Genomic DNA, 25795 nt, shown 5'->3' on the forward strand with positions numbered 1-25795 from the left:
GTGCCGGGTCCGCCGCCGTCTTACATGGGCCGGAACTGACAGGACGTTGAACCGATGGCGCAGCCCCATTCCGAATCTCCCGACGACAGGGCCGCATCGAAACGTATCGGGGCGCTGGCCGCACTCTGGCCGTTTCTGGCCCCCTACAAGAGGTTGATGGCCGGGGCCGGGTTGGCGCTGGTGATCACGGCGATGCTGTCGCTGATCCTGCCGCTGGCGGTGCGACGGGTGGTGGACAACTTTACCCTGACGGACACCGGCATTCTGGATCAGTATTTCGGCGCGGCTTTCGTTGTGGCCGGGCTTTTGGCGGTGGGCACGGCGCTTCGGTATTACCTTGTGACCCGGCTGGGCGAACGGGTGATCGCGGATATCCGCGTCGCGGTCTTCGACCGGATGATCGGAATGAGTCCCGCGTTTTTCGAGCGGATCATGACCGGCGAGGTGTTGAGCCGGATCACCACGGACACCACGCTGATCCTGTCGGTGATCGGGTCGTCGGTGTCGGTGGCCCTGCGCAATATGCTGATCCTTGTAGGAGGCATCGCGCTGATGCTGTGGACCAGCGTGAAAATGACGGCACTGGTGCTGTGGCCGATTCCGGTGGTGCTGATCCCGGTCGTACTGTTGGGTCGCCGGGTGCGGGTGCTGAGCCGTGAAAACCAGGACCTGATCGCTGAAAGCTCCGGCAGCGCGTCCGAGCAGTTGTTGGCCGCGCAGACGGTGCAGGCTTTCACGCACGAAGGGATTTCGCGTCGCAGGTTTGCGGATGTGACCGAAGCGTCGTTCCGCGCGGCCATGCGGCGGATCATGACCCGCGCGCTGATGACGGCGATCGTAATCTTCATCGCCTTCGCCAGCGTCGTGGGTTTCCTTTGGATGGGGGCATCGGACGTACAGGCCGGCGCGATCAGCGTGGGCGAGCTGGTGCAATTCATGATCTACACGATCATGGTTGCCGGTGCGTTGGGCGCGCTGACGGAAGTCTGGGGCGAATTGCAGCGCGCGGCGGGGGCCACCGAACGGCTGGTGGAACTGCTGAACGCAGAGGATGCGGTGCAGGACCCTGTGTCGGCCAAGCCCGTGCCGGATGCGAAGGGCAGCGAGATCGTTTTTGACGGCGTGACCTTTCGCTACCCGGGGCGGCCGCTGGTCGCGGCACTCGACGATGTGTCGTTGACGGTGCAGCCGGGGGAGACGGTGGCGCTGGTCGGGCCGTCGGGGGCGGGCAAATCGACGGTGATGCAGTTGTTGCAACGGTTCTATGACCCCGGCGAGGGTCACATCATGCTCGATAGGGTGGACCTGCGCGACATGGCGCGCGGCGATTTCCGCAAGCACATGGCGCTGGTGCCGCAGGACCCGGTGATTTTTGGCGATACCGCGCGCGAGAACATTCGTTTCGGCAGGCCCGATGCCAGCGATGCAGAGGTGGAGGTGGCGGCGCAGGCGGCGGCGGCGCATGATTTCCTGATGGCCCTGCCGGAGGGTTATGACAGCTATGTCGGTGAACGCGGTGTGATGCTGTCGGGCGGGCAGAAGCAGCGCATCGCCATCGCCCGCGCGATCCTGCGCGATGCGCCGATCCTGCTGCTGGACGAGGCGACCAGCGCGCTGGACGCCGAAAGCGAGCAGGCGGTGCAGCGCGCGGTCGAGGCGCTGGCGCGCGACCGCACGACGCTGATCGTGGCGCACCGGCTGGCGACGGTGAAGAAGGCCGACCGGATCGTCGTGTTCGATCACGGGCGGATCGTGGCGCAGGGCACCCATGCGGCGCTGGTGGCCGAGGGCGGGCTTTACGCGCGGCTGGCGCGGTTGCAGTTTACCGACGGCGTCGCAGCGGAGTGACGGGCCGGGCTTGACCTGGTGGAGCGGCTGTGCCGCAAGACATTTTTTGTGATTTGGCCCGTCGGGCCAAGCGGGGGTTTTGCACCCCCGCACCCCCGCAAGGTATTTCTGACCAAAAGAAGCGGCGACGGCGGCGTCGGGCGCGAAATACGCGGCGTCAGGCTTGCTTAATTGTCGCGGTTTACCCATCCTGCCGTGCAGGGAGCGCGCGCCGGGAACAGGCTGCGCGGACAAACAGGGAGGGACGCCGACAATGACCTATGCGTCAGTTGCGGATCGTGATGCAATTCAGAACGAAATGGCGTGGGACGCGCGGGATGTGCCCGCCACCACATTTGCGCAGCTGACAAAGACGGCGACGGCGTTTCCCGACCGCAAGGCGGTCAGCTTTCAACTGCTGTCCGGTCCGACCGACCCCTGCGAAACGCTGAGCTGGAACGAGTTGCTGACGCAGTCCACGCAGGCGGCCAATATGTTCCGCAGCATGGGGGTGGGCGAGGGCGATGTGGTGGCCTATCTGCTACCCAACGCGACCGAGACGATCCTGACCTATCTGGGCGGGCAGATCGCGGGCATCGTGAACCCGATCAACCCGCTGCTGGAGGCCGACCAGATCGCCGCGATCTTGCGTGAGACGGGGGCCAAGGTGCTTGTGACGCTGCGCGCGTTCCCGAAGACAGATGTTGCGCAGAAGGCAGCCGAGGCCGTGGCCATGGCACCCAACGTCAAGACCGTAGTGGAGGTCGATCTGCACCGCTATCTGACGGGCCTGAAGAAGTGGATCGTGCCGCTGATCCGGCCCAAGAACCCTGTGACTCACAACGCGAAAGTGGTGCAGTTTCAGGCGGAACTGGCCAAGCAGCCCAAGACGCTGAGTTTCGCCGACAGCGAGGGCGACCGGGTCGCCGCCTATTTCCACACCGGCGGCACCACGGGGATGCCGAAGGTCGTGCAGCACCGTTACTCCGGGATCATCTACAACGCCTGGCTTGGCGCGAAGCTGCTGTTCACCGAGAAGGACGTGCAGATTTGCCCGCTGCCGTTGTTCCACGTTTTCGCGACCATCGTGTCGCTGGGCGCATCGCTGGGGTCGGGCGCGCACGTCGTGTTTCCCACGCCGCAGGGGTATCGCGGCGAGGGCGTGTTCGACAATTTCTGGAAGCTGATCGAGCGGCACCGGGTTACGTTCATGATTACCGTGCCCACCGCCATGTCGGCGCTGATGCAGCGCAAGGTTGACGCCGATATATCTAGCCTGCGGCTGGCGTTCTGTGGGTCCGCGCCGCTGCCGCTGGAACTTTACAAGAAGTTCGAGAAGGCCGCCGGTGTGACCATCTGCGAGGGTTACGGTCTGACGGAGGCGACTTGTCTGGTGTCGATCAACCCGCCTGACGGGGAAAAGCGCGTGGGCTCCATCGGGCTGGCCTTTCCCTATTGCGACGTGCGGATCATCGACACGGCGACGGGCATGGACTGCAAGACCGACGAGATCGGCGAGATCTGCGTGCATAACCCCGGCGTCTATGGCGGCAAGACCTATACCGAGGCCGACAAGAACAAGGATCTGTTCTATCCCGGTGACGGCACCGAGGACCAGTATCTGCGCACCGGCGATCTGGGCCGGATCGACGCGGACGGCTATCTGTGGATCACGGGCCGTGCCAAGGACCTGATCATCCGCGGCGGCCACAACATCGACCCCGCCGAGATCGAGGACGCGCTGGCCGGGCACGACCTTGTGGCCTTTGCCGGGGCCATCGGCCAGCCCGATGCCCATGCAGGAGAAGTGCCCTGCGCCTTCGTCGAGCTGACGGACGGGGCCAGCATCAGCACCGAAGAATTGCTGAAATACGCCAACGAACGTATCCACGAACGTGCGGCCTACCCCAAGCATATCGAGATCATGGACGAATTGCCGAAAACCGCTGTGGGCAAGATATTCAAGCCCGCCCTGCGCAAGCGTGCGATCACGCGGGTGTTCAACGAGGCGCTGGACAAGGCCGGGGCCAACGCCAGCGTGGCGGAAGTGGTCGAGGACAAGAAGCGTGGACTTGTCGCCAAGATCAAGCGCGGTGACGGGGTGGACGAGGCCAAGGTCAAGACGGTGCTGGGCGATTACGCCAATGCCTGGGACTGGGCCGAAGGCTGAAACGTAGATGCGCATTGTCATGCTTTGCGCGATTTTTTCCGGCTTTCCGGCCGGGTGCGGCGGGGCCGGTGACGGCCCCGCCGCATATACGTCACCGCATGTGATCGAGAACAATCGCGGCGGGTTCATCAACGATGCGATTGCCGAACGGGAAAGTCTGGCAGCTTGGGGCGGGCGTGTGGAAATCCGCGGTGTGTGCAATTCGGCCTGCGTGATCTTCACGACGTTGCCGAACGCCTGCCTCGCGCCTGATCTGCAGCTCGGGTTTCATCGCTCCAGCAGCCCCATCGGCGCATTCGTCGGCAACGCGCAGCTGTCGCGCTATTTCCGCGGCGGTGTCGCGCGCATGTTTGAGGAGGTCTGGGGGCAGTTGCCGGAGGGGCAGAGCGCCACGATTTCAGCCCAGGAATACGTGCGGCTCGATCCGCAGGCGCGGATTTGCGGGTGATCGGAGAAACTTGAGGTTGGATGATGCTGTGAGAGAGGATTGACCTCTCGCACTCTGACATGCGCGCAGCGCAGTCGTCAGTCGAGAGCCTGCGAATTGTCGCACGCGCGGACCGTTCTGAAGATCGGAAGGGGGATGGTGCTGTGAGAGAGGATTGAACTCTCGACCTCACCCTTACCAAGGGTGTGCTCTGCCACTGAGCTACCACAGCATCCGTAGGCGCGGGAATTAGACGTATTCGGCAAATGGTGCAAGCCCTGACTGGACGGTTTTTACCGTTGCCTGTAACAGGAAGCGATGGAGCAGTCCCAAGGCAAATCGCGCAAGCCGGCGCAGACCCGCGAAGACCGGTTGAAGGCCGCGCTGAAGGCCAATATGGCCAAGCGCAAGGCACAGAAGCGGGCGCGGGCCGATGACCGGACGCCGCTGGACAAAGATAAGAAAGAGTAGGCAGGCATGGATTCAATCGTCGTCACCGGGGGCCGTGAACTGCATGGCCAGATCCATATCGCAGGGGCCAAGAACGCGGCGCTGACGCTGATGCCCGCCACGCTGTTGTCCGAAGAGCCGCTGACTCTGACCAACGCGCCGCGCCTGTCGGATATCAAGACCATGACGCAGCTTTTACAGTCTCTGGGGGCCGAGGTCACGGCGATGCAGGACGGCAAGGTGCAGGTCATGTCGACCCATGGCACGATCAACACGACCGCCGATTACGACATCGTGCGCAAGATGCGCGCGTCGAACCTTGTGCTGGGGCCGCTTTTGGCGCGCGAGGGCCATGCGGTCGTATCGCTGCCGGGGGGGTGCGCTATCGGTGCGCGACCGATGGATATTCATACCGACGGGCTGGAGAAGATGGGCGCGTCCATTGACCTCAAGGACGGCTATCTCCACGCCAAGGCGGCTGGCGGGAAGCTGAAGGGTGCTGTGATCGACTTCCCCTTCGCCTCTGTCGGGGCCACGGAAAACATCATGATGGCCGCGACGCTGGCCAAGGGCACCACGGTCATCAACAACGCGGCGCGCGAGCCCGAGATCGTCGACCTTGCAACCTGTCTGCGGGCGATGGGCGCGCAGATCGACGGGGACGGCACGTCGACGATCACGATCCAGGGCGTGGATCGTCTGGGCGGAGCCACGCATCAGGTGGTGACCGACAGGATCGAACTAGGCACTTACATGCTGGCACCGGTGTTTTGTGGCGGTGAAGTGGAGTGCCTTGGCGGGAAGCTGTCGCTGGTGGGGTCTTTTGCCGAGAAACTGGATGCGGCAGGTGTCGAGGTGACGGAGACGAACAAGGGCCTGAAAGTGAAGCGGCGTGGCGACCGCCCGAAGGCTGTCAATGTCACGACGGAACCCTTCCCCGGCTTCCCGACCGACCTGCAGGCGCAGATGATGGCGATGCTCTGTCTGGCGGACGGAACATCGGTGCTGGAGGAGAAGATTTTCGAGAACCGCTTCATGCACGCGCCGGAACTGGTGCGCATGGGTGCGGAGATCGAGGTGCACGGCGGCACGGCGACCGTGACGGGTGTGGACCGGATGAAAGGTGCGCCGGTGATGGCGACGGATTTGCGGGCCTCGGTGTCCCTGATCCTGGCCGGGCTGGCCGCCGAGGGCGAGACGATGGTGAACCGGGTGTATCACCTTGATCGCGGGTACGAGCATGTCGAGGACAAGCTGGGTGCCGTGGGCGCGCAGATCGAGCGGGTGCAGGGCTCATGAGCGATGACGCGCGGTTCGAGGATGGGGGCGAGGCCCCGCTGCGGCTGAAGGCGCTGGACGGCGAGGACCTCACGGTGATTGCCGCGCTGGTGCAGGACGCGGTGTTCCCGGCCTCTGAGATGACCTTCGATCGCAAGGCCCGTCGCTTTGCGATCCTGCTGAACCGGTTTCGCTGGGAGGATGCCCCGAAAGCGGAGCGTCGCAAGCGTGATTTCGAGCGGGTGCAGGCGGTGCTGCTGGTCGAGGACGTGATGTCGATCAAGACGCAGGGCGTGACCAAGGACGACCCCGAGATGATCTATTCGCTGCTGTCGCTGGCGTTCGAGCCGGGCGAGGACGGCACGGGGTGTGTCCTGCTGACGCTGGCCGGTGACGGCGCGGTCGCGCTGGAGGTCGAGACGCTGGAGGTCGTGTTGCGCGATGTAACGCGGCCCTATGTGGCACCGTCACGCAAGGCTCCGCGCCACGACGTCTAGTCTGCGCGCCCTTGCGGAACGCATTGTCCGTCCGGAGCCGCTGCGCTAGTCAACGGGCAAGGAGCACCCCATGCCACAGTTTCTGTCGACGACCGATCCCGATTTCGAAGGCCGCTTTGCCGCGCTGCTGTCCGCCAAGCGCGAGGACAGCCCGGATGTGGACGATATCGTAGCGGGGATCATCGCGGACGTGTGCGCGCGCGGTGACGCCGCCGTGCTGGAGCTGACGGCGAAGTTCGACCGGCTTGAGCTGACGGCGGCCAACATGCGGTTCAGCGCGGACGAGATCGCGGCGGAATGCGCGATGGTGTCGGATGCGGATCGCGCGGCGCTGGAATTGGCGGCGGAGCGTATCCGGGCCTATCACGCGCGCCAGATGCCGGACGACGCCATATGGACGGACCCGGACGGCGCGACGCTAGGCTGGCGCTGGACGCCTGTTGCGGCGGCGGGGCTGTACGTACCGGGGGGGCTGGCCTCTTACCCGTCGTCAGTGCTGATGAACGCGGTCCCGGCAAAGGTTGCGGGGGTCGAGCGGCTGGCGATCTGCGTGCCAACGCCGGACGGCGTGGTGAACCCGCTGGTGCTGCTGGCCGCGCGCATTGCAGGGGTGGACGAAATCTACCGCATCGGCGGGGCGCAGGCGATTGCAGCGCTGGCCTATGGCACCGAGACCATCGCGCCGGTGGACAAGATCACCGGGCCGGGCAATGCATATGTCGCCGCAGCCAAGCGGCGCGTGTTCGGCAAGGTCGGGATCGACATGATCGCGGGGCCGTCGGAGATTCTGGTGATTGCCGACAAGGACAACGACCCGGACTGGATCGCGCTCGATCTGCTGTCACAGGCGGAGCATGACGAAAGTGCACAATCGCTGTTGATCACGGATGACGTGGGCTTCGGGCGGGCGGTGGCTGATGCAGTCGAAAAACGGCTGGAAACGCTGGACCGCCGTGCGATTGCGGGCGCAAGCTGGCGCGATTTCGGTGCGGTGATCACGGTGCAGGACATGGGCGAGGCGGTGGCGCTGTCAGACCGCATCGCGCCAGAGCATCTGGAACTTTGCACCGGTGATGCCGAAAGTCTGGCAGAACGGGTCAGACATGCCGGTGCGATTTTCATCGGGGGTTGGACGCCGGAGGCGATTGGTGATTACATCGGTGGGCCGAACCATGTGCTGCCGACAGCCCGCTCGGCCCGGTTTTCAAGTGGATTGTCCGTCATGGATTTCATCAAGCGCACGACATTGGCACGCATGACGCCACAGGCGCTGAAGGCCATCGGCCCGGCGGCGGCGCGTCTGGCAGCCTCGGAAAGTCTGGAGGCGCACGGGCTGTCGGTGCTTGCGCGGCTGGATCGGCTGAACGGGGGCGATGACGCATGAGCCGGATCAGCCATATCGCCATCGACGACAGCGGCTTGCCCGCGCCCACACCCGAGATCGAGCAGGAGCGCAAGGTCGCCATGTTCGATTTGCTGGAGGACAACAGTTTTGTCCTGCCCGCACGCGATGGGCGCGATGTGCCGCAAGGGCCTTACCGGCTACAACTGTCGATCCGTGACCGGCGGCTGGTTTTTGACCTGGCACAGCCGGACGAAAGCCCCGCGCGCGAATTTCAGCTGTCCCTCGGGCCGTTCCGGCAGGTCGTGAAGGACTACTTCCAGATCTGCGAAAGCTACTTCGAGGCGGTCAAGACGATGCCACCCAGCCAGATCGAAACCATCGACATGGCCCGCCGCGGCATCCACAACGAAGGCGCGCGGGTGCTTCAGGAACGGCTGGAGGGCAAAGCGGAGGTCGATATCGACACCGCGCGACGCCTGTTCACCCTGATCTGCGTCCTGCATTTCGGAGGCTGAGGTGGCGGCGGAGGACGGGACAATTCAACCTCTGCCGCAGTCGGTCCTGTTTTGTTGTGACCATAACGCTGTCCGGTCGCCCATGGCCGAAGGGATCATGAAAAAACTGTACGGCACGCAGACCTACGTGCAGTCCGTCGGCGTGAAGAACGACCTTGAAATCGACGGTTTCGCGATCACCGTCTGTGCCGAAATCGGTGTGGAGCTGTCGCGTCACCGCTCGCGCAGCTTTGACGAGATGGAGGATTGGGGTGACGATCTTTCGTCGTTCGATCTGGTTCTCGCCCTTTCGCCGGCCAGCCAGCGGCGCGCGCTGGACCTGACCCATGTGTTTCACCTGGATGTCGAATACTGGCCGGTCATGGACCCGACCGGGTTGGGCGATGATCGGGACGCGCGGCTTGTGCGCTACCGCGAGGCACGCGATCAGATCATGGCGCGGCTGATCGCGCGCTGGGGACCGGCGCAGGATGACTGAAGACGTGATGTCATGCTGAAGCCGATGATGTTCATCGGTGGACTTGGGCTGGCAATCGTCATCCTGTCGTCGTCGTTGCTCGCCATCTACGGGAAGATCGAGGATGCAGCGCCCGGCAGTTTTTTCTATCGCACCGGTATTCCGTTTCATGTCAAGGCGATGCCGGTGCTGTCGCCCTGCGATACGCCGCTTTACAGTTTCGAAAGCCAGGAAGGCGAACGTGTCGCCTTCGGCAAGGTGCGGTACCGCTCCGGGCTGTCCGTGGCGCAGTTGAAGTTTGGCGTGCGCGATGCGCTGACGCCGATGGGCTGCGTCCAGAGCCGAAGCGACCTGAACAGCCTCAGCTTTGCCTGCGGCGCGTATCTGGACGTCAATACCGTGTTCACCGAACATCCGAATTGCAACGCAGTGGACATCTATCTGACCGGCAGCGGCCCGATGCCTGTCATGCCCTAGCGTGCCGGGGCGGATTGCGCGTCCAGCGCATCCACGGCAGCGTCCGGTCCTCGCGCAGGTAACGGCGCAACGGTGTCTTGATGATCGCGAAGGACACCGCGATCGCCATCAGGCACCAGATCGCGGGCTGTTCGTGGATGTTGTCGGTCAGCAGTTTCGCCAGGAGTGGGCCGGTCAGCAGCAGGTAAAGCGCAAACTTCCACGATCCGTAAAGCGCGGGCAGCAGGAAACCCACGATGGCATAGCCCGGCATCCCGTGCGGAAATGGCCTGACGCCCCAGACTTCGAACGCCGCCAGCGGGTTCCCGAAGCCGTTGAGCGGCAGCAGCCAGGCCAGATGCCAGTTGCCCGCCACAGTGCACATCTGCGGCCCGCATAGGGCACGGCGTGGGTCGCAGGTGCCCGCGAATTCAAACGGAAAGACGTTCAGGATGAGTGAAACGGTCACGATGCCGCAGGCCAGCATCACGGGCAGGATAATTCGTGCGCGCACTGCGGCCGGAATGAAATGCATCGCCATCAGGTTGATGAAAAACGGCTGGAACGCGATATGCAGATAGCCCAGCAACGTCAGGAACTGGTTGCGGGGCAGATCGCACCGGTTCAGCACCGGATAGCTGAACGCCTGTATGATCTCCATCAGGCTGAAGTATCCGATGGTCATCCACATCACCGGCGGTTCCTTTTTGTACCACAGATAGGCACTGGCCGACACGCCCAGCGTGGCCCAGACGACAGAGGCTTCGGTGCTCCAGCACATCGCGCGAAATTCCCTTGGGTTCAATGGTGTCAAACTGACGGCAAAACACTTGGCGATCAAAGGTAAATCGACGTTTAGGCTTGATATTTCGCCGGTCCGGGCGCATGTAACCCCGGCGCGGGCTGTCCGCGCGCAATATTCAGGAGAGACCATGGCCAAGGAAGAACTGCTCGAATTTCCCGGCGTCGTAAAGGAACTCCTGCCAAATGCGACGTTTCGGGTCGAGCTGGAAAACGGCCATGAGATCATCGCGCATACGGCAGGCAAGATGCGCAAGAACCGCATCCGGGTTCTGGCAGGCGACAAGGTGCAGGTGGAAATGACCCCCTACGATCTGACCAAGGGCCGGATCAACTATCGCTTCAAGTAAGGCCCTTCGCGGCCCCTGTCGGGAAGTGACGACATGACGACGCTGTCCCCCGATCCCGCACTGAAACTCGTGCTCGGCTCCGGCTCGCCGCGGCGGCTGGAGATATTGGCGCTGGCCGGGATCGCGCCGGTGGCCGTGCGTGCCCCCGACATCGACGAGGACCCGCTGAAGGCCGAACTGCCGCGCGATTACGTCAACCGCATCGCCCACGCCAAGGCAGAGGCGAGCGTGATCGCCGGGGACGAGGTGGTGCTTTGCGCCGATACGACCGTCGCGCTGGGCCGCCGGATCATGGGCAAGCCCGCCGATACGGCGGAGGCACGTGCGTTTCTGACGGCCATGTCGGGACGGCGGCACAAGGTCATCACGTCCGTCGCGGTGAAGCGCGGCGCGCGGATTTGGCAAAAGGACGTGCAGACGACCGTGGCGCTGAAACGTTTGTCTGCGGCGGAACTGGAGTGGTATCTGGCGACGGGTGACTGGCGTGGCAAGGCGGGTGGCTACGGCATCCAGGGACCCGCCAGCGCGTTTGTGACCTGGCTGAACGGGTCCTATCACGCGGTCATGGGCCTGCCCTTGCCTGAGGCGCTGGGTTTGCTGACCGCCGCCGGTTACCCGCTTTTCGGAGAGACGCCATGAAGGGCCGCACCATCGTTCTCGATCATATCCACGGACGTGAAGCGGCGGCGCTGCTGGTCGATGGCCAGCTTGACGATCTGCTGATTGACGATGCGGATGCACCCCGCCCGGGTGCGATCTTTCGCGCGATCTGTGATCGGCCGCTGAAAGGGCAGGGCGGGATGATGTTGCGCCTGCCGGACGGGGAGACTGCCTTTCTGCGGCAGGGCTGGGGCCTGCGCCCCGGCCAGCCTCTGCTGGTGCAGGTGACGGGTTATGCCGAGGACGGTAAGGCGGTGCCGGTGACCGACCGGGTGCTGTTCAAAAGCCGCTATGCTATCGTCACTCCGGGCAAACCCGGGCTCAACATCTCGCGCCAGATCACTGACGACGACGAACGCGACAGGCTGCATGGCATCGCCCACGCGGCGCATGAGGGCGCGCATGGGTTGATCCTGCGCTCCGCCTGTATGGGGGCCGATGAGGCGGAGATCGCCGAGGACATCACCGCGATGATCGACCTCGCCGATGCCGTCATGGGTGATGCGGACGGAGGAGCCGAGGCGCTGACCGAAGGCGATGGCCCGCACGTGCTGGCCTGGCGCGACTGGACGGCGAAGGCCGAGGTCGTGACCGACGCAGGCGCCTTTGACACGCTGGGCGTGCTGGATCAGATCGACGCGTTATCGGATCCGATGATGCCGCTGGGCTTGGGCACGATGTATGTGGAACCCACCCGCGCGCTTGTGGCCGTCGACGTGAACACCGGTGGCGATACCTCGCCCGCTGCGGCGCTCAAGGCGAACCTTGCCGCCTGCCGCGCCCTGCCGCGTGCGCTGCGCCTGCGGGGCCTGGGCGGCCAGATCAGCGTGGATTTCGCGCCGATGTCAAAAGCGCACCGCAAACAGGTGGAACAGTCGCTGCGCGCGGCCTTCCGCGCCGACCCGATCGAGACCTCGCTGGTCGGCTGGACTCCCATGGGCCTGTTCGAATTGCAGCGAAAACGCGAGCGGCTGGCCTTGGCGCGCACCTTGGGCGACGGCGTCTGATGGCCTGCCCGATCTGCAGCCGCAAGACGGATGCGAAGTTTCGGCCGTTCTGCTCCCGCCGCTGCGCCGACGTCGATCTGGCGAAGTGGCTGACCGGGTCCTACGCGATCCCTTCGGACGATTTTGAGGACGTCGACGCGCGGACCGAAGGTATTGATCGCGGCCCCGACAAACCGCACTGAATTTGGCGCATTTAGGCTCTGGACACCCCCCGGTGGACCGCCTAAAACGCCGCTACCCGATGGACCGCGTCCATCCCGGTGCCCGGGTAGCTCAGGGGTAGAGCAGTGGATTGAAAATCCTCGTGTCGGTGGTTCGATTCCGCCCCCGGGCACCATTTAACAAGCTGATATAGTTATATTTTCTGCTCATGGCTGATCCTCGTTTCTGTCAGGTTTGACGCTTTTCTGCAAAGGTTTGACACTTTCGGCCCGCCTTCGGTTCTCTTCTTCCAATGTCGCCATGGTCTCGCGGTTCTTGTCTGCAAGGTTCGCCGACCTCGAATAGTGCCGCGCCATAGAGGGTGTTTTCTGGCCCAGAAGGTCCGCGATGCGGCGTTCATCCAGCCCTGCCTCGCGCAACGTCGTAGCGACCGTGTGCCGCAAGCCCTTGAGGGTCAGGCCTTTTTCGATAAGGCCTTCATTCTCAAGGGCGGTTTTGAAGCGGTGCCAAACGGTTGAAAAGCCGTTGTAGGTCCATGCCTCGCCGCGCGAACTGGAAAGCACCGTCTCCGCTTCGTGGTCGGGCATGCGGTCAAGCGCCGCTTGAAGCGTCGGGCTGACCGGAATCGCGACTTCTTCGCCGGTCTTGCCGCGCACGCCCCAGATTGTGCCGTCATCGACCTGATCCTTCCGCAAGCGCAGGGCATCCGACGGATCGAGGCCCGTGTTCATCATCAAGCCGAGCGCCACGCGCACGTGAGACTTGGCCTTGCCCAAGACGATGTCTCGCTCCTCGATAGTCCAGGGACGGTTGGCATATGCACGGTCGCGAGGGCGGCGCTTGGGAATGACGTCTTTGGCGAAGTTCGCTGAGATCAGGCCCTTCGGGATGTTGTAGCGAAAGACTTCACTTAGAAGCGTGCGGACCATGTTCGCCCGACGCCAGCCAATCTTCTTTGCTGCCTTGTCGTGGATGCCTGCGATCAACGGCGTGTCGATCACATGGATTGGTGTGTCGCGGATCGGTTCAAGGAAATCGGCGCACTTGCGGTAGTCGCGCCGGGTGGCTTCGGCCAGGTTCTGAAAGTGCTCAGTCTCAAAGTACGTTTGGATCAACCCGCCAAGCGTCCCGGCCTTTGGGGCTTTGGCTCGCTGTGCCTCAGCTATGGCGCGGATCGTCTCACATTCTGCGAAGAACTCGGCGGAACCAATAGGAGCATTGGTTAGGTCAACCTTGTGGCCGGTCTCGCGGTGATAGCATCGCTGCTTGCCGTGCCGGTCCTTGAAAATCTTGAACCCCTTGACCCGCACCTGTGTCATCAAAGGCGGTCCAGAATGGTTTCGCGGGTGTCGGTCACGGAACCCGATTTCACATCATCAATCCAGAGATCGAGATCATGGCGATCCCAACGAAGTGCGCCTTGCATCAACTCCACAGGGCGCACCGGACACGCAGCTTTGAAATGCTTCACCGGCAACCCTGCATAGCTGGCGGCTTCGGACTGCTTCAGCATTCGCTTATCGATCACGCTGATATTGAGATTTGTCGTCGCCATGGCCTGACACCCCCATCAATTCGCTGCCGAACCCTCGGCCCCTTTGACCTTGGTCGCGTTCTTCTGAAACCGCTCCCAGCCGCTCATCGTCAGCATCTTGGTCTTCGATGAAATCTCGACGAACTCCAGCCGCCCGTCGTTCATTAACGCGCGAACTTGCGCGGCACTTAATCCGACGAGATCACCCAGTTCTTTCGGTGAAAGTAGTTTTTCCTGTGCCAAAACCCTTTCCTTTTCGTAAGGTAGCGCGAATCGGGTTGAACGCACTCATGCGCTGTGGTCCAGTAACGAAACACAACGAATTACGTTCATTTGTGCGTATAGCAATCGTTTGGACGCAACTGCAAGAGGAAAACGGCCAAAAATGGTGGACCGCCCGTATGACTACCTGAGCGCACTCGGCGCGCGCATCGCCATTGCGCGCAATGAGTTGGGGATGTCGCAGGCGAAACTGGCTGATGCGCTCGGAATTTCGTTGCGCGCCTACCAGAGCTATGAGCTCGGCAAGCGCTCGATCCCGGTCGAAGCGCTGGTCGAGATGCACCGGAAATTCGAAGTGGACCTGAATTGGATTTTGTTGGGAGTTGAAGCTGTGCGTATGAAACATGACATTGCCGCCTTGGAGGAGTTCGAGGTTGCGCTGGACAGGTACCTGTCCGACAGCGGCACAAAGCTGAAGAGCGAAAAACGCGGTGCGATTGCCGCGCGCTGGTACCGGTCCTTTCTGGAAGGGAAAGAGATCGCCATGGACGACGTCCATACCTGGATCGAACTGCTGAGAGAATGAGAATGGACCTGAGGCAACCCGAGACGTGGCAGCGCCACCAACTAGCGACAACCGAACGTATGCAAGCCGATATCAGTCGCTTCACGCGTCCTGTCATAAGCATAATGGGCATCAGCTCGTTGGTCTATCTAATGTCTTGGGGGCCGCTCGTTGCCTACTGGGGCGTTGGCAACATGCCTTGGCTTCCGCTCCTCGCATCGGCCTTGTCTGCCTGCATCATAACATTGACCGCCCCAGCCTTCGCGCTGGCAGTTGGTGTCGAGAGCTATTTCAAACGTCGTTTGCGCGTTCTACAAGCGGTAGTTCTATAGGAGAGTTGCAAGAGCTCTGTTCTTGGCGATGCAAGATGCTGAAATCAGTTTCTAGGAATTGAAGTGATAGCGTACTCACTTTCGACGAGTGTTATTTCGTTAACCATCTTGGTTTACCCCTTTGTAGCATCGGTGAGGTTCTTGCGAGAAGGCACGTCACTTCTTACACGACATACGGGGTTGCCCCGCCCAGCATCTACCAGATATCGTCGAATAAGCCCCGATTTCAACAAAGCGCCACATCCATCGAACGGCCCATCATCTAGAGATTGAACCAATGGCTCCAAAACAAGCATTTGCATTTCGCAACCTGGGAGAACAAGAGGGCGCTGACATCCGTCGTCTTGAGCGAGATTCAAAGGCCGAGATCGCCTGCGAGCACAATCTTAGATTCATGCGCCGTCTACCCGACGAGTCCATGAGCCTGATTGTGACCTCGCCGCCCTATAACATCGGAAAGTCCTACGAAAAACGTACCTCTCAGGAGAAGTATGTCGAGAATCAGGCGGCCTGCATCGCTGAAGCCGTGCGTCTGCTTGCGCCAAACGGCTCTATCTGCTGGCAGGTTGGCAACCACGTTGACTCAGGCGAGATATTCCCGCTAGACATCCTGCTCTACCCGCTCTTCAAGCACCACGGCCTGCAACTTCGCAATCGGATTGTCTGGACGTTCGGTCATGGGCTGCATTGCCAGAAGCGCTTTTCGGGTAGGCACGAAACGATTCTATGGTTCACCAAATCTGAGGACTACACGTTCAATCTAGATCCCGTCCGCATCCCCTCGAAGTATCCGAATAAAAAGCACTTCAAAGGTCCGAACAAGGGCGAGCTTTCCAGTAATCCTCTTGGCAAGAACCCTTCTGATGTTTGGGATATTCCCAACGTCAAATCTAACCACGTTGAAAAGACTGATCATCCCTGCCAGTTCCCCATCGGACTGGTGGAGAGATTGGTGTTGGCTTTGACAAACGAAGGCGAGAGCGTCCTCGATCCTTATCTGGGCGTTGGCTCGTCCGCGATTGCAGCGTTGAAGCACGGAAGGCATGCCTACGGCTGCGATCTCGATAAAGCCTATGTCGATATTGCATGGGATCGCATTCACCAACTCCGCGCCGGTACACTCCGCACCCGCCCCATGAACAAACCCATCTATGACCCCAATTCCTATTAGTAGCCATGAAGCTTGCATATACCTACGAAGATCATCACAGCGCGGGTACCGAATGGGATCGGCGTCAGCTCAAAGAGTGGCTCACTGACGTTTTTGAAGCACCTGCAGTCAAGATTGCGCCGCGCTGTACACCCGATATTAGAAAACATGTCGAAACCGAATTCCTGAAAGAGGGTTGGGCGCTAAACGTCAACCTAGACCAAGCGCACGGCCTTAGCGTCTTCGCGATGCAAGACGATCTGGCGTTTCAGCTTCAAACTGGCAACATGAGCCGTGCGCCATACGATCTGCTGAAGCTTCAGTACCTTTTTCAAAGCCAGAAGATCGAAGCTGCGGGCATCGCCCTGCCGACCAGAAGCGCGGCAAAGATTATTGGGGACAACATTGCAAACGCCGAGCGCGTCATCAAAGAGCTTGAGCTCTTCGACCGAGTCATAACTGTGCCTATCCTCGTGGTCGCGTTCGAGTAACAAGAGGGACACCTGTGACGTACAAAATCATTTTGACGCCTCGAGCCGAACGCGAGGCCATGATCGCGAAACGAAGAGAGTCCTCTGAAGAATTTGGCGAGATCATATACGATTTTCGCAGCGAGAAGTTCACGCCCAAGGTTGTTTCCTTGCCGATAGATGTCCCTGTCTATCGCATGGAAAACTGCCGCACGTTCAGCGCCCAGCAGACGGAGATAGCCCGTGAAGGCCTGCCCAAGGACTTTTTCGAGAAGGGTCAGGAACTGACTACCGCTCAGCAGGCGCAGCACGAAATCCTGGCGCGGCTCGCCAAGCAGGGCACCGACTCTGTAACCCCAATCATCTCAGTTCTGGAAAAGGACGGTCAGCGCGAGACGATCCTCATCACCAGCACGGGTGTTGTCGTCAACGGCAACCGACGACTTGCTGCTATGCGCGAGCTCATGACGCGCAGGGATGGATCAGTCGATGATCGCTTCACCAACATCAAGTGTGCCGTTCTGCCACCAGACGTTACGCGAGACGAAATCGATGATATCGAAGCCGATCTTCAAGCGCGGCCACAAACGAAGCTCGACTATGACTGGATCGGCGATGCAAGGCTGATCCGCCGCCAGGTCGGGAAGAACAGATCCACGAAGGAGGTCGCTGACCGCCTTCGCCGCAGCAAGACCGACATCGAAAACGTCCTGCAAGCACTCGATGAAGCAGACTTGTACCTCAGCGAGTGGGTCAAGAAGCCTGGCGAGTACGACCTGCTCCAGGACGGACAGCAGATATTTGGGGATCTCCCCAAGGCTATCGCCAAGAAGGACGCGAACCTTCAGAATGCCAGCCGCGCGATTGCGTGGTCTCTCTACGAGAACCGCGACAGGATCAGCGGGCGTGTCTACCGCTTTAATGCGGCGTTCGGCAAGCTGGCACCCCAAGTGCTGGAAATTCTGGAAGATCAGCTTGAGCTGCCCGCCGACGATGATGACGATCAGATCGATGATGATGACTTCGCCATCGATATCGACAACGACGGCGATAGCAAAGACTACACATCCATTATCGAGATTTTGCGGGACGAAGACACTAGGGACGAGGCGATCACCACTTTGATCGAAGCCTGCGAGACCGCCATTGAGCTGGACAAAGGTCAGAAGAACGAAGAAGCCTCGCTAAAGGCACTGGCGCAGGTCAACTCCAAGATCACGGGCATCGACATCAGTTCCGCAGGAACGCCGACTTTGCCAGCCATCCTCAAGCAGATTGGATCGATCCGCAAAGGTCTCGACAAGATCGAGGCCGCGATCCAAGCACGCCAAGACGGTGTTGCTGCCGATGATGACGGGGAGGAGTAAGCCTGCGTGAGCGATACCCCGACAGCCGTAACCGTTCGATATAATCCCGATCACACAGGTACTTTCACAGTGCCTGACGAAGCGCTGGAAACCCCCATCTGGTCGCGCCTGAAGCTGGCGATCCGTACGAAAAAGCTCGACCACACCGTTGCGGGCGGCGTGATCAACCTGTCTTGGCCAGACACTCTTGGAGTAGTGCGAGAGCTTGGCAGCAAGGCCAACCAGATAAGCCTAAATTTCCGCTTTAGACCCGAGGGTGAGGCTGAAGGCAAATTGCGCGCGTTCGCTACCCAGATACGCAAGACACGCGAGCTGCGCAGTCAGATCACCGAAGTCCTATCCACGGATGAGATCGAAGCGCGGCTCAAGGACATGGGATTTACCAAGCGGGAGCTCCGCGACTTCCAGCTTCGAGATATTTCTCATCTTCTCGCACTCAGCAACGGTGCAAATTTTTCCGTTCCTGGAGCTGGAAAGACCACGGTCACATTCGCATTGCATATGCTGACGCGGCAACCTGGACATCACTTCATAGTCGTCGCGCCGAAGGCGGCCTTCCAGGCCTGGATGGACATTGTTGACGAGTGCATGATTGAGGATGCCCCAGACGGCGGCTCTGAACCTTTCACACTCTTGGTCGGTTCTGAGGAAGCAACCCGAAAAGCGCTTAGGTCAGGGGCGACGCGGTTTATCATCTCCTATGACCTGGTAATCCGTCAGCAGGGTTTGCTGGCTTCGCACTTCGCCACCACCCCGACCCACCTGGTACTTGATGAAGCCCACCGCATGAAGGCAGGCTGGCAGTCTCAGCGTGGCGCGTTCTTTCTCCGAACGGCAGATGACCCCATACGGCGTGATATCCTTACAGGGACGCCAATGCCGCAGGCGGCATCCGATATGGAGTCGCAGCTCGATTTTCTCTGGCCTGGACACGGCTACGGACTCGAAATCTCGCACGGGAAATCTCCGCGTGAGGTTCTCGGAAATCTCTATGTCCGCACGACCAAGACCGAACTAGGCCTTCCACCCGCCGAGCGGCACTTCATAGATATCAGCATGGATTCGGGGCAACTCGCCCTTTACTCTATCGTGCGCAACGAATTCCTGCGCAATTATTCGAAGCAAATATCGCGCGGCATGGGTGACGCACAGTTTCTGAAAGCACGGCGGTCGGTCATGCGCCTGCTTCAGCTCTCCGTCAATCCAACCCTGGCTCTCAGTGCCATGGCCAATGATGACGTTAAGGTGGACTCCGCCATTGTCGATCAGGTGCTGGATGAAGGCCACTCCGCGAAGATGCGGGCAGTCATGGATCATGCCTATGCACTGGCGAGGGATGGCAAGAAGTGCGTGATCTGGACGATCTTCACTGACACGATCTACAGCTTCGTCTCGGCGCTTGCCGACCTGAACCCCGTCTACATCCATGGCGGAGTTCCGTCAGGCCTGCCTAGTGACCCTGAAACCAGAGAGGGACGCATTCGGCGCTTTCATGAAGACCCCGGATGCTTCGTCCTCGTGGCAAATCCTGCCGCAGCGGGTGAGGGCATAAGCCTCCACACCGTTTGCCACAATGCCATCTACGCGGACCGCAGCTACGTCTCGACCCATTATCTTCAGTCCATCGACCGCATTCATCGACTCGGCTTGGCCCCTGACGAAGAAACCCACATCCATATCTACCGCTCTAAGGCACCACCCGTCATCGGCAGCATCGACATGTCGGTCAGTCGCCGCCTTGTTGAGAAGATTCGCAACATGCAGCAGCTCCTGAACGATCCTGATCTCCATGAAATCGCTTTTGACGAAGAAGAGGCCTCAGATCCGCTCGACTATGATGTCGAACTCAAGGACATCATCGATCTCATCGCAGAGATGGAGGGTACAGCACCGGACGTTCCGCCGGAGGTTGAATGACCGTCGCAATCTCTACCGAACGTGTCTTCTCGCTGCCGTGCTTTGAAGGACTTCGCCTTTTCCGCAAGTATCGGACAAGTCATCCAGACCTGCCCGTCACTGATCTGCTTACGCTGATCGAAAGCGTCGAAGCGGACGCACACAGCCTTGATATGGAGGCATCGGTCTATCTGTCCGAGCTCGTCGAGAAGGACTGCCCTCTCGACGGACATGTGTTCTATCAGACCTGCATAAAGAGCGTCTTGCTCAAGCACCAGCCGATCTGGGCAAAACTCATGCGCCAGGGTCGCCAGCGGTTTGTTAAGAAGCTCGACCACAACGATCAAGATATCTTCGCCGCCGCTGGCCTGATGGAAAACCCGACCCCGCTCCATGTCGTGACGTGGTGGGATTCAGTCTCAGGCTATGCGCGCCTGCTCACTGATCATGAAAAGATGGAGCAGGGACGCGCTGCGGAAATCCTTACGCTGGAACACGAGCGCAAGCGCCTGAAAGACCTTGGCATCGATCTTGAGCCTGAGTGGCCTGGATTCGATGATAACTTCGCAGGCTACGATGTCCTTTCCTACGATCACGGCGCAGGCGGAATTGCGAATAGGCTGATCGAAGTCAAGTCCACAACGATTTCACCAATGCGCTTTATTGTGACGCGCAATGAGTGGAACAAGGCCGTTCAGGCCGCCGACGCTTACCTGTTTCACATTTGGGACATGAATGCATCCAAGCCGGTTCTGCACACGCGTTCGGTTGCTGACGTCGCTCCGCATATACCTGGAGACAACGGAAAGGGAACTTGGATGAACGCCCAAATTCCTATTGCTAAACAGTAACCAGCGATCACCCTTGGTCAGTATGGAGATTTTTCAGGTTACGCGTCAGAATCGCTCTAACCAGCTGAAGAAAAGGAAACTTAAGATGCGAACGCGAAGCCATGTACACTCTCCGTACTATCACACTATGATGCGCCGACGGCCTAGTGCCAACCACTGTAGAACAAGCGGTTCAACCTAAGCGAGGTATTCATATGGCTAAGAAGCCTTCGAGACAAACGGGCAAAAAGACAGGCCAGTTAGTCGACGAAATCAAGATTCCCGCGATGAAATTGAGTCAAGGCGATCGAGACCTCTATGTATTCAAGCTAAAAGCTTCTGAGCTATGGGGCATGGTTTCAATCAACCGCCGAAATCCAGATAAAGACGAAGGTTATCAAAGGGTCTTGCCAAATAGCCGCGTCAAATCGCTTTCTGGTTATATCCAAGAAGGGCATCCAATCCCGAACTCGGTCGTACTTAGCTTCGACGCTGCAACATTCGATGGGGCTTCAAGCGAGTTAAAGATTCCTGCTGGGAAAGATGTCGGCTGGGTCATTGACGGACAACACCGGTTGGCAGGTGCGCATGAAGCGTTCAAGGAAGCGGGCATCGACTATGAACTGCCCGTCGTGGCATTTACGGGTCTCTCTGAAGAAGCTCAGGTCGAACAGTTCATAACCATTAACCGCGAAGCGAAAGGTGTGCCGAGTTCGCTTGTCCTAGATCTATTGAATATGATTCCGAAAAAGAAGCCGTCGGATCTAGCGAATGAACGTGCTGCCGACATAGCGAAGGAGTTGCGGGATGACTAAGACAGCCCACTCTTCAATCGAATTGTCATAGACGCCCCATCTAAGGGTCAGATATCATTGACTAACTTCGTTCGCAAAGTCACGCCATTGGTACACCAGGAGAACGGCGTCCTAAAATCCTTCACCTTCGAGGAACAATCAAAGATTCTGAAGAACTATTTCGCTGCCATAAAGTCTGTGTTTCACGAAGAATGGACTCAGACCAACAGCATTTTCCTCAGAACGATTGGATTTGGAGCGCTGTTGAACATCTTTCAGCGGGTCTTCGATGAAACCAGCCGTCGTTATTCGTCGTTCCAGCAACAGGACGTCGTGCGCACATTGAAACTAGTTGAGGGCTTTGATTTCGGACAGTGGTCAAGCCACGGATCAGGAACAAAGGCTGAAAGTGACGCGGCAAAAGATCTGTTGATCGACTTTGATCGAGCAATTCAGTCCAAAGAAGAGGACGGTAAGTTCAAGAAAATGAAACTCTAATGTCTTGGACGGGGGCCACCGAAAAGAATATTTTTGGGCGCAAGCACGCAGATGTTATGGCGCGTTGGGATGTAATTTACTCGGAGGCCGCGGCGGAAGAAGTATCACTTCAAGACTATCTCGCCGAAATCTGGGAGCCCAACGCAATTGATCCGTCCTTACCTGGACAATACTTGAATGCGCCTGGTGTTGAAAGCAACGCCCTAAGCGATCTCATACAACTCAAGCTAAAGGCAGACATGGCCTGGGAGAGCACAGGCGTGTTATTTGACTCTGGGCGAATAAGTTGGAGCACTGTAGACGCCCACCATGCTTCTGTCTTGTACGCGAAATATGTTGCTGGCATCTGCGGCGTTTTCGTTGTTCGCCATGGTGAAACCTGGCATTTTATTGATGTATTTCCAGACCTAAAGTCAGGGAACCGAAAACGTGAAAGCGGGTTTCGCCAAAACACGCGCGACATGCAGAAACCCGTGACGGTTGTTTCAAATAATAAGTACAAGGTTGATCAGCAACATGTGTGGGATCTTTTTCAGCGCATGATACGAATACTGAACACAGATCGACTGGATCAAAGGGAGCAGACTTGGATACAAAACTTCAAATTTAAGGGGTATCAATCTGTAAGAAATCAGATTTTTTACACTAGCCACTATTGGCCAGAGCGAAATGACTTGACCGCAGCTATCGCTCCAACCTGCCCGATGGAAAGCTCGTCGGATGTAGAGGATTTTCACGAAAATATTTGGGTAAACTCGGAGGCACGAGATCACATCCTCTTGTCTATCATGCGCAAGATCAGCGAAAAGATGTCCCCAGAATATTTGAAGCGACCAGCAATACAGAAAAATCTTGCAGCCTAGCATTCACCGCCCTTTCATCTGGCAATGAAAACATTTTTGCCAACGGACTGCTTTGCATCAAACTCAATGTGTCAGCCCCCGGTCCATATCCCTTTCCCGCGCCTCTAGCTCTGTCTCAGCCTCTCTTCGGCGTCACTCGCTAAACTCAAGCTCTCGTTCAACTTCGCGTCCAGCGCGTTGTACGTGGCCTCTTCGCTCAGCAAGCCACGCAACGCCTGCATTGACGCGATCTGCGAGCGTATGAGCAACGTCGCGCAGGCCGCGATACCATCCAACTGGACTTGCAGCCTCTTCGTCGAGCGTGCTTCCAATCCGCTCAATTCCGCGGCTGAGGTTTCGCAGGCCGTCACCAACCGCTCGACGCAGGCGAGCAAGTCGCGTTCCAAGGCTGTCAGTTGGGTCATCTAATCCTCCTCGATCCGTATGCAGGTGACGTGTCTCTCGCCCATCGTGCAGGTCCTGAGCCGTGTCTTCGAGGGGTCCAGGATCAGCCAGGTCCCCTCGGGCCGCTCGATCCGCGTCAGGCCCAGTTCCGTCAGCTCCGAGCGGTTCAGATGCACCGTCCAGAAAAAGCTCGCGGCCATCATCGAGGCGATCCCCGTCAGCACCATCGCCGCGATCAGCCAGGGCGAGATCGTCAGCCAGAGGCGGATCGCCCTCAGCCGCGTCTCGAACAAGCTCGCCGTCTCGGTCTGAAAGCGGCGCGTATCGCTCGCGATGGTATGCTGCGCGGCGCCCACAATGTTCTTCAAATCGATCCTGAAGCTCTTGAGCTGGGACGAGATCGAGGCGACGTGTTCCGCCCTGATCGTGTCCAGCTCCGCGTTCAGCTTCTCGCTCAGCCGGGTCGGCTTGCCAGTCTTCATGGAAAATCGCTCCTTTCAGCCGCCAGCGTTCGCCTGTCTCTGGGTCGCGGGCCGTGATGTAGGCCTTGCCAGTACGCGGCAGGTCGAAGCCTGCGTCGGTGAGCGCGTCGATCATGGTCGCGCGGTCGGTGATCAGGCCCATATCGATTTGGTCCTGTATCCAGGTGTGCAGCTCGTCCCGGCCCTGGGCGCGGGTCGGAGTCTCGACGGTGTCTCGGACATCCTGAGCGCGCTCAACATCCATTGGGTCGGCCCAGCCGTGGCGCTGGTTCATGACATCCCGCAGACTGTCATATGCGTCCTGATAGCCGGGTGGGGCGATGTTGAGGCTCTTTCCCGTCGTCAGCTCCAGGCGCGGCGTGCAGAAGTGAAGCTCGACCCGGCCTTCGTGGAGATGGCGGACCCAGAGCACCTCATATTGCTCGGGGTCCAGCCCCGCGAAGGCCAGCCGTTCGAACCCGTCCATGACTTCGGTCTGCTGGTCCTCGCTCGGGTCGTCACTATCCGCAAAGCTGATCACCCCCGCACGGTAGGTCCACTGGTGGCGGATGGCGTCAATCAGGGCTTCGGTGCGGTCGGGATTGCCGCGCAGGATCTCGGGCAAGGGTTCTCGCGTGACGGTCATAGGCTGGCCGTCCGCATCGCGGATCAGGTCGCGGTTGTCGTCGTAGGCCAGCACCTTGTCCGCGACGAGGTACCCGACCGGCCCCGCGCCCGCGCCTTTGCCGTTGGGGAAGAACTTGATCAGCACCGCCGCGCCTCATCGAGGAGCGCGGCAAGCTGGCGTTCAATCACGACGAGGCGGTGCGCGACAGTCAGCGTGTCGAGGTCGGTGCGCCCGGTCTTCATGGCGTGGTTCAGCCAGCGGGCGATCTGGTTGAGGTTGCCGCCGATGCGCCCGACGGCCAGCACCAGCGCCGGATCGACGCGGGGGATGGGCTTGCGGCGGCGCGCTTCTGTGAGGCCAAGGGCCTCGCGCAGTAGCGTCGAGGCAGGTAGGCCAGCCGCCTCGGCCTTGGCGCGCAGCTGGGCCTTCTCGGAAGCGTTGCAGCGGAAGACGAAGGTCTCGGTCAGCGGCTCTTTGGCGGGGGCTTTGCCCACGTCGGTGGGGTTCGAAGGGGAGGCTTGCCGCCCCTCGCAAGGTCCCGTGTCATCGGCGCAGCCGTATGACATGGGTCGCCTTGCTGTTTGCGCTTCGGTGGGATCGGTGGAGCTCATGATCTGAGGCCCGCCGCCTGGATTTGCGATTGTGTGACCAGCTCTGCGGCCAGGAGCGCATCGATCTGACCGGGTGTGATGTGGCGGCAAAGTGGATGCTTGTCCGTGACCCAATTCGCTAAGCCCGCCAGGATCTCGGCTTCCCTTGCCTTCGTCTTTTCTCGGCCTTTGGCAATGTCCTCGACATAGGCCCGCCATCGCCCGGACTTAAACCAGTTGTCCGAGAAACAGACCTTCGAACGAGTGAAGCCCGCGCTCTCGGTCCCGTAGGCCTTCACGGCTTCGGTCAGGTCTTTGGCGCTGGCACCTTCGTTCAGCGCCGCCCTGATCCGCCCAAGACACTGAGCGTTCCCGCGCACACGGTCGGGCGGATAGGCGGCTAGAATCTTCTCAGCTTCTTCATCCTCCGCTGCCACGCGCTCGCGCGTAGGAGGTTTATGGATGGTTTTAGGATGGTTTGGGGGCCGTGGTGGCCCCGGTACCCCGGCCACTGAGGCCCCCGTTCCGGGGCCAGTCTGGACGGGGTCCACTGTGGCCCCCATCTCGATATCGGGCTCTGCGGTCAGTTCCAGCGCCTCGATCCGAGTGAGATCGATCCGGTAAACGACGGTGAAACCGTTCTTGCACCCCCGCGCACCCGTCTCGACCAGGATGCCTTCCTTCAGGAAGTCACGGATCGTCCGCTTGACCGTCGTCTCGCCCAGCTCGGTATGTCGCTGGATCGTCCCCTTCGAACACCAGATGCCCGAACCGTCGTCGCTCGCCTTGTCTGCAAGGAACATGATGAT

30 protein-coding genes and 2 tRNA genes are annotated in these 25795 nt (G+C 60.0%); 24 read left to right on the forward strand and 8 right to left on the reverse strand.

Translation table 11 applies throughout. The annotated features are described in order from the left end of the window. The first annotated feature begins 54 nt into the window (after positions 1 to 54). The 3 genes from AC04PH_RS15460 to AC04PH_RS15470 all read left to right on the forward strand — a co-directional run bounded on the left by AC04PH_RS15460 (position 55) and on the right by AC04PH_RS15470 (position 4445). Positions 55 to 1848 carry an ABC transporter transmembrane domain-containing protein gene (locus tag AC04PH_RS15460; protein ID WP_483066717.1) on the forward strand — a complete coding sequence of 598 codons (1794 nt, stop codon included), beginning with the start codon at positions 55 to 57 and terminating at the stop codon, positions 1846 to 1848. A gap of 253 nt (positions 1849 to 2101) precedes the next feature. After that, positions 2102 to 3997, forward strand: coding sequence for an acyl-CoA synthetase (locus AC04PH_RS15465; protein WP_483066718.1), 1896 nt, complete (start codon positions 2102 to 2104; stop codon positions 3995 to 3997). Positions 3998 to 4004: 7 nt separating this feature from the next. Continuing rightward, the gene (locus tag AC04PH_RS15470; RefSeq protein WP_483066719.1) at positions 4005 to 4445 is read left to right on the forward strand and encodes a hypothetical protein; all 441 of its coding nucleotides are present in this window, start codon (positions 4005 to 4007) and stop codon (positions 4443 to 4445) included. Positions 4446 to 4581: 136 nt separating this feature from the next. Here the strand turns inward: AC04PH_RS15470 and AC04PH_RS15475 are convergent. Then, a tRNA-Thr gene (locus tag AC04PH_RS15475) sits at positions 4582 to 4656 on the reverse strand. A gap of 86 nt (positions 4657 to 4742) precedes the next feature. On the opposite strand from AC04PH_RS15475, the gene AC04PH_RS15480 reads away from it, so the two are divergent. The 7 genes from AC04PH_RS15480 to AC04PH_RS15510 all read left to right on the forward strand — a co-directional run bounded on the left by AC04PH_RS15480 (position 4743) and on the right by AC04PH_RS15510 (position 9443). After that, on the forward strand, positions 4743 to 4895 hold the full coding sequence (locus AC04PH_RS15480) for a hypothetical protein (protein ID WP_483066720.1): 153 nt from the start codon (positions 4743 to 4745) through the stop codon (positions 4893 to 4895). Between the two features lie 6 nt (positions 4896 to 4901). Next, complete coding sequence (gene murA / locus AC04PH_RS15485; protein ID WP_483066721.1) at positions 4902 to 6173, forward strand: UDP-N-acetylglucosamine 1-carboxyvinyltransferase; 1272 nt, start codon at positions 4902 to 4904, stop codon at positions 6171 to 6173. Further along, positions 6170 to 6649: a DUF2948 family protein gene (locus AC04PH_RS15490; RefSeq protein WP_483066722.1), complete on the forward strand. Its 480-nt coding sequence runs from the start codon at positions 6170 to 6172 to the stop codon at positions 6647 to 6649. The genes murA and AC04PH_RS15490 overlap by 4 nt, the downstream gene beginning before the upstream one ends. 70 nt (positions 6650 to 6719) lie before the next feature. Continuing rightward, entirely contained in the window at positions 6720 to 8033 is a 1314-nt protein-coding gene (gene hisD, locus AC04PH_RS15495) for a histidinol dehydrogenase (protein ID WP_483066723.1), read from the forward strand. Beyond that, positions 8030 to 8509: a UPF0262 family protein gene (locus AC04PH_RS15500; protein WP_483066724.1), complete on the forward strand. Its 480-nt coding sequence runs from the start codon at positions 8030 to 8032 to the stop codon at positions 8507 to 8509. Before hisD ends, AC04PH_RS15500 begins: the two co-directional genes overlap by 4 nt. A 22-nt stretch (positions 8510 to 8531) precedes the next feature. Next, positions 8532 to 8987, forward strand: a complete 456-nt coding sequence (locus AC04PH_RS15505) for an arsenate-mycothiol transferase ArsC (protein ID WP_483066927.1) — start codon at positions 8532 to 8534, stop codon at positions 8985 to 8987. Positions 8988 to 8999: 12 nt separating this feature from the next. Further along, positions 9000 to 9443 carry a hypothetical protein gene (locus AC04PH_RS15510; RefSeq protein WP_483066725.1) on the forward strand — a complete coding sequence of 148 codons (444 nt, stop codon included), beginning with the start codon at positions 9000 to 9002 and terminating at the stop codon, positions 9441 to 9443. Here AC04PH_RS15510 and AC04PH_RS15515 read toward each other — a convergent pair. Next, positions 9433 to 10203, reverse strand: coding sequence for a DUF5765 domain-containing protein (locus tag AC04PH_RS15515; RefSeq protein ID WP_483066726.1), 771 nt, complete (start codon positions 10201 to 10203; stop codon positions 9433 to 9435). The genes AC04PH_RS15510 and AC04PH_RS15515 overlap by 11 nt on opposite strands. Positions 10204 to 10354: 151 nt before the next feature. Here AC04PH_RS15515 and infA point away from each other — a divergent pair, with 151 nt between their 5' ends. The 5 genes from infA (at position 10355) to AC04PH_RS15540 (ending at position 12577) form a co-directional block, all read left to right on the forward strand. Next, positions 10355 to 10573 (forward strand): translation initiation factor IF-1, encoded by a 219-nt coding sequence (gene infA / locus AC04PH_RS15520; protein ID WP_007205486.1) that lies wholly within the window; start codon positions 10355 to 10357, stop codon positions 10571 to 10573. 33 nt (positions 10574 to 10606) lie between these two features. Next, a complete protein-coding gene (locus tag AC04PH_RS15525) occupies positions 10607 to 11212 on the forward strand; it encodes a Maf family protein (RefSeq protein ID WP_483066727.1) in 606 nt (201 codons plus the stop codon). Beyond that, positions 11209 to 12240 carry a ribonuclease E/G gene (locus AC04PH_RS15530; protein WP_483066728.1) on the forward strand — a complete coding sequence of 344 codons (1032 nt, stop codon included), beginning with the start codon at positions 11209 to 11211 and terminating at the stop codon, positions 12238 to 12240. The genes AC04PH_RS15525 and AC04PH_RS15530 overlap by 4 nt, the downstream gene beginning before the upstream one ends. Beyond that, the gene (locus AC04PH_RS15535) at positions 12240 to 12422 is read left to right on the forward strand and encodes a DNA gyrase inhibitor YacG (RefSeq protein ID WP_483066729.1); all 183 of its coding nucleotides are present in this window, start codon (positions 12240 to 12242) and stop codon (positions 12420 to 12422) included. The genes AC04PH_RS15530 and AC04PH_RS15535 overlap by 1 nt, the downstream gene beginning before the upstream one ends. A gap of 80 nt (positions 12423 to 12502) precedes the next feature. Beyond that, positions 12503 to 12577: transfer RNA gene (locus AC04PH_RS15540), tRNA-Phe, on the forward strand. Positions 12578 to 12608: 31 nt separating this feature from the next. Here the strand turns inward: AC04PH_RS15540 and AC04PH_RS15545 are convergent. From AC04PH_RS15545 to AC04PH_RS15555, 3 genes are read right to left on the reverse strand one after another with little or no spacing between them, the layout of a single operon-like run. Further along, complete coding sequence (locus tag AC04PH_RS15545) at positions 12609 to 13721, reverse strand: tyrosine-type recombinase/integrase (RefSeq protein WP_483066730.1); 1113 nt, start codon at positions 13719 to 13721, stop codon at positions 12609 to 12611. Next, complete coding sequence (locus tag AC04PH_RS15550) at positions 13721 to 13957, reverse strand: hypothetical protein (protein ID WP_483066731.1); 237 nt, start codon at positions 13955 to 13957, stop codon at positions 13721 to 13723. The genes AC04PH_RS15545 and AC04PH_RS15550 overlap by 1 nt, the downstream gene beginning before the upstream one ends. A 15-nt stretch (positions 13958 to 13972) precedes the next feature. Further along, positions 13973 to 14179 carry a hypothetical protein gene (locus AC04PH_RS15555; RefSeq protein ID WP_483066732.1) on the reverse strand — a complete coding sequence of 69 codons (207 nt, stop codon included), beginning with the start codon at positions 14177 to 14179 and terminating at the stop codon, positions 13973 to 13975. Between the two features lie 142 nt (positions 14180 to 14321). Here AC04PH_RS15555 and AC04PH_RS15560 point away from each other — a divergent pair, with 142 nt between their 5' ends. From AC04PH_RS15560 to AC04PH_RS15600, 9 genes are all read left to right on the forward strand, one after another. Next, a complete protein-coding gene (locus AC04PH_RS15560; RefSeq protein WP_483066733.1) occupies positions 14322 to 14744 on the forward strand; it encodes a helix-turn-helix domain-containing protein in 423 nt (140 codons plus the stop codon). A 588-nt stretch (positions 14745 to 15332) separates the two neighbouring features. After that, positions 15333 to 16226, forward strand: coding sequence for a DNA-methyltransferase (locus tag AC04PH_RS15565; RefSeq protein WP_483066734.1), 894 nt, complete (start codon positions 15333 to 15335; stop codon positions 16224 to 16226). Between the two features lie 5 nt (positions 16227 to 16231). Continuing rightward, positions 16232 to 16696, forward strand: coding sequence for a BglII/BstYI family type II restriction endonuclease (locus AC04PH_RS15570; protein ID WP_483066735.1), 465 nt, complete (start codon positions 16232 to 16234; stop codon positions 16694 to 16696). 14 nt (positions 16697 to 16710) lie between these two features. After that, on the forward strand, positions 16711 to 18042 hold the full coding sequence (locus AC04PH_RS15575) for a hypothetical protein (RefSeq protein ID WP_483066736.1): 1332 nt from the start codon (positions 16711 to 16713) through the stop codon (positions 18040 to 18042). Positions 18043 to 18048: 6 nt separating this feature from the next. Continuing rightward, entirely contained in the window at positions 18049 to 19959 is a 1911-nt protein-coding gene (locus tag AC04PH_RS15580; protein WP_483066737.1) for an SNF2-related protein, read from the forward strand. Further along, positions 19956 to 20789 carry a protein NO VEIN domain-containing protein gene (locus AC04PH_RS15585; protein WP_483066738.1) on the forward strand — a complete coding sequence of 278 codons (834 nt, stop codon included), beginning with the start codon at positions 19956 to 19958 and terminating at the stop codon, positions 20787 to 20789. The genes AC04PH_RS15580 and AC04PH_RS15585 overlap by 4 nt, the downstream gene beginning before the upstream one ends. Positions 20790 to 20983: 194 nt before the next feature. Further along, positions 20984 to 21583 carry a DGQHR domain-containing protein gene (locus tag AC04PH_RS15590; RefSeq protein ID WP_483066739.1) on the forward strand — a complete coding sequence of 200 codons (600 nt, stop codon included), beginning with the start codon at positions 20984 to 20986 and terminating at the stop codon, positions 21581 to 21583. A 57-nt stretch (positions 21584 to 21640) separates the two neighbouring features. Then, positions 21641 to 22060, forward strand: a complete 420-nt coding sequence (locus AC04PH_RS15595; protein WP_483066740.1) for a hypothetical protein — start codon at positions 21641 to 21643, stop codon at positions 22058 to 22060. After that, positions 22060 to 22923, forward strand: coding sequence for a hypothetical protein (locus AC04PH_RS15600; protein WP_483066741.1), 864 nt, complete (start codon positions 22060 to 22062; stop codon positions 22921 to 22923). The genes AC04PH_RS15595 and AC04PH_RS15600 overlap by 1 nt, the downstream gene beginning before the upstream one ends. Before the next feature lie 132 nt (positions 22924 to 23055). Here the strand turns inward: AC04PH_RS15600 and AC04PH_RS15605 are convergent, their stop codons facing one another. Genes AC04PH_RS15605 through AC04PH_RS15615 form a run of 3 tightly spaced genes read right to left on the reverse strand, consistent with a single transcriptional unit; the run spans position 23056 to position 25789 of the window. Next, positions 23056 to 24540, reverse strand: coding sequence for a relaxase family protein (locus AC04PH_RS15605; protein WP_483066742.1), 1485 nt, complete (start codon positions 24538 to 24540; stop codon positions 23056 to 23058). Further along, positions 24534 to 25007 carry a plasmid mobilization protein gene (locus AC04PH_RS15610; RefSeq protein WP_483066743.1) on the reverse strand — a complete coding sequence of 158 codons (474 nt, stop codon included), beginning with the start codon at positions 25005 to 25007 and terminating at the stop codon, positions 24534 to 24536. The genes AC04PH_RS15605 and AC04PH_RS15610 overlap by 7 nt, the downstream gene beginning before the upstream one ends. Then, positions 25004 to 25789, reverse strand: coding sequence for a hypothetical protein (locus AC04PH_RS15615; protein WP_483066744.1), 786 nt, complete (start codon positions 25787 to 25789; stop codon positions 25004 to 25006). The genes AC04PH_RS15610 and AC04PH_RS15615 overlap by 4 nt, the downstream gene beginning before the upstream one ends. Positions 25790 to 25795 lie beyond the last annotated feature (6 nt).

Source organism: Yoonia sp. KMU-150, assembly GCF_056858355.1.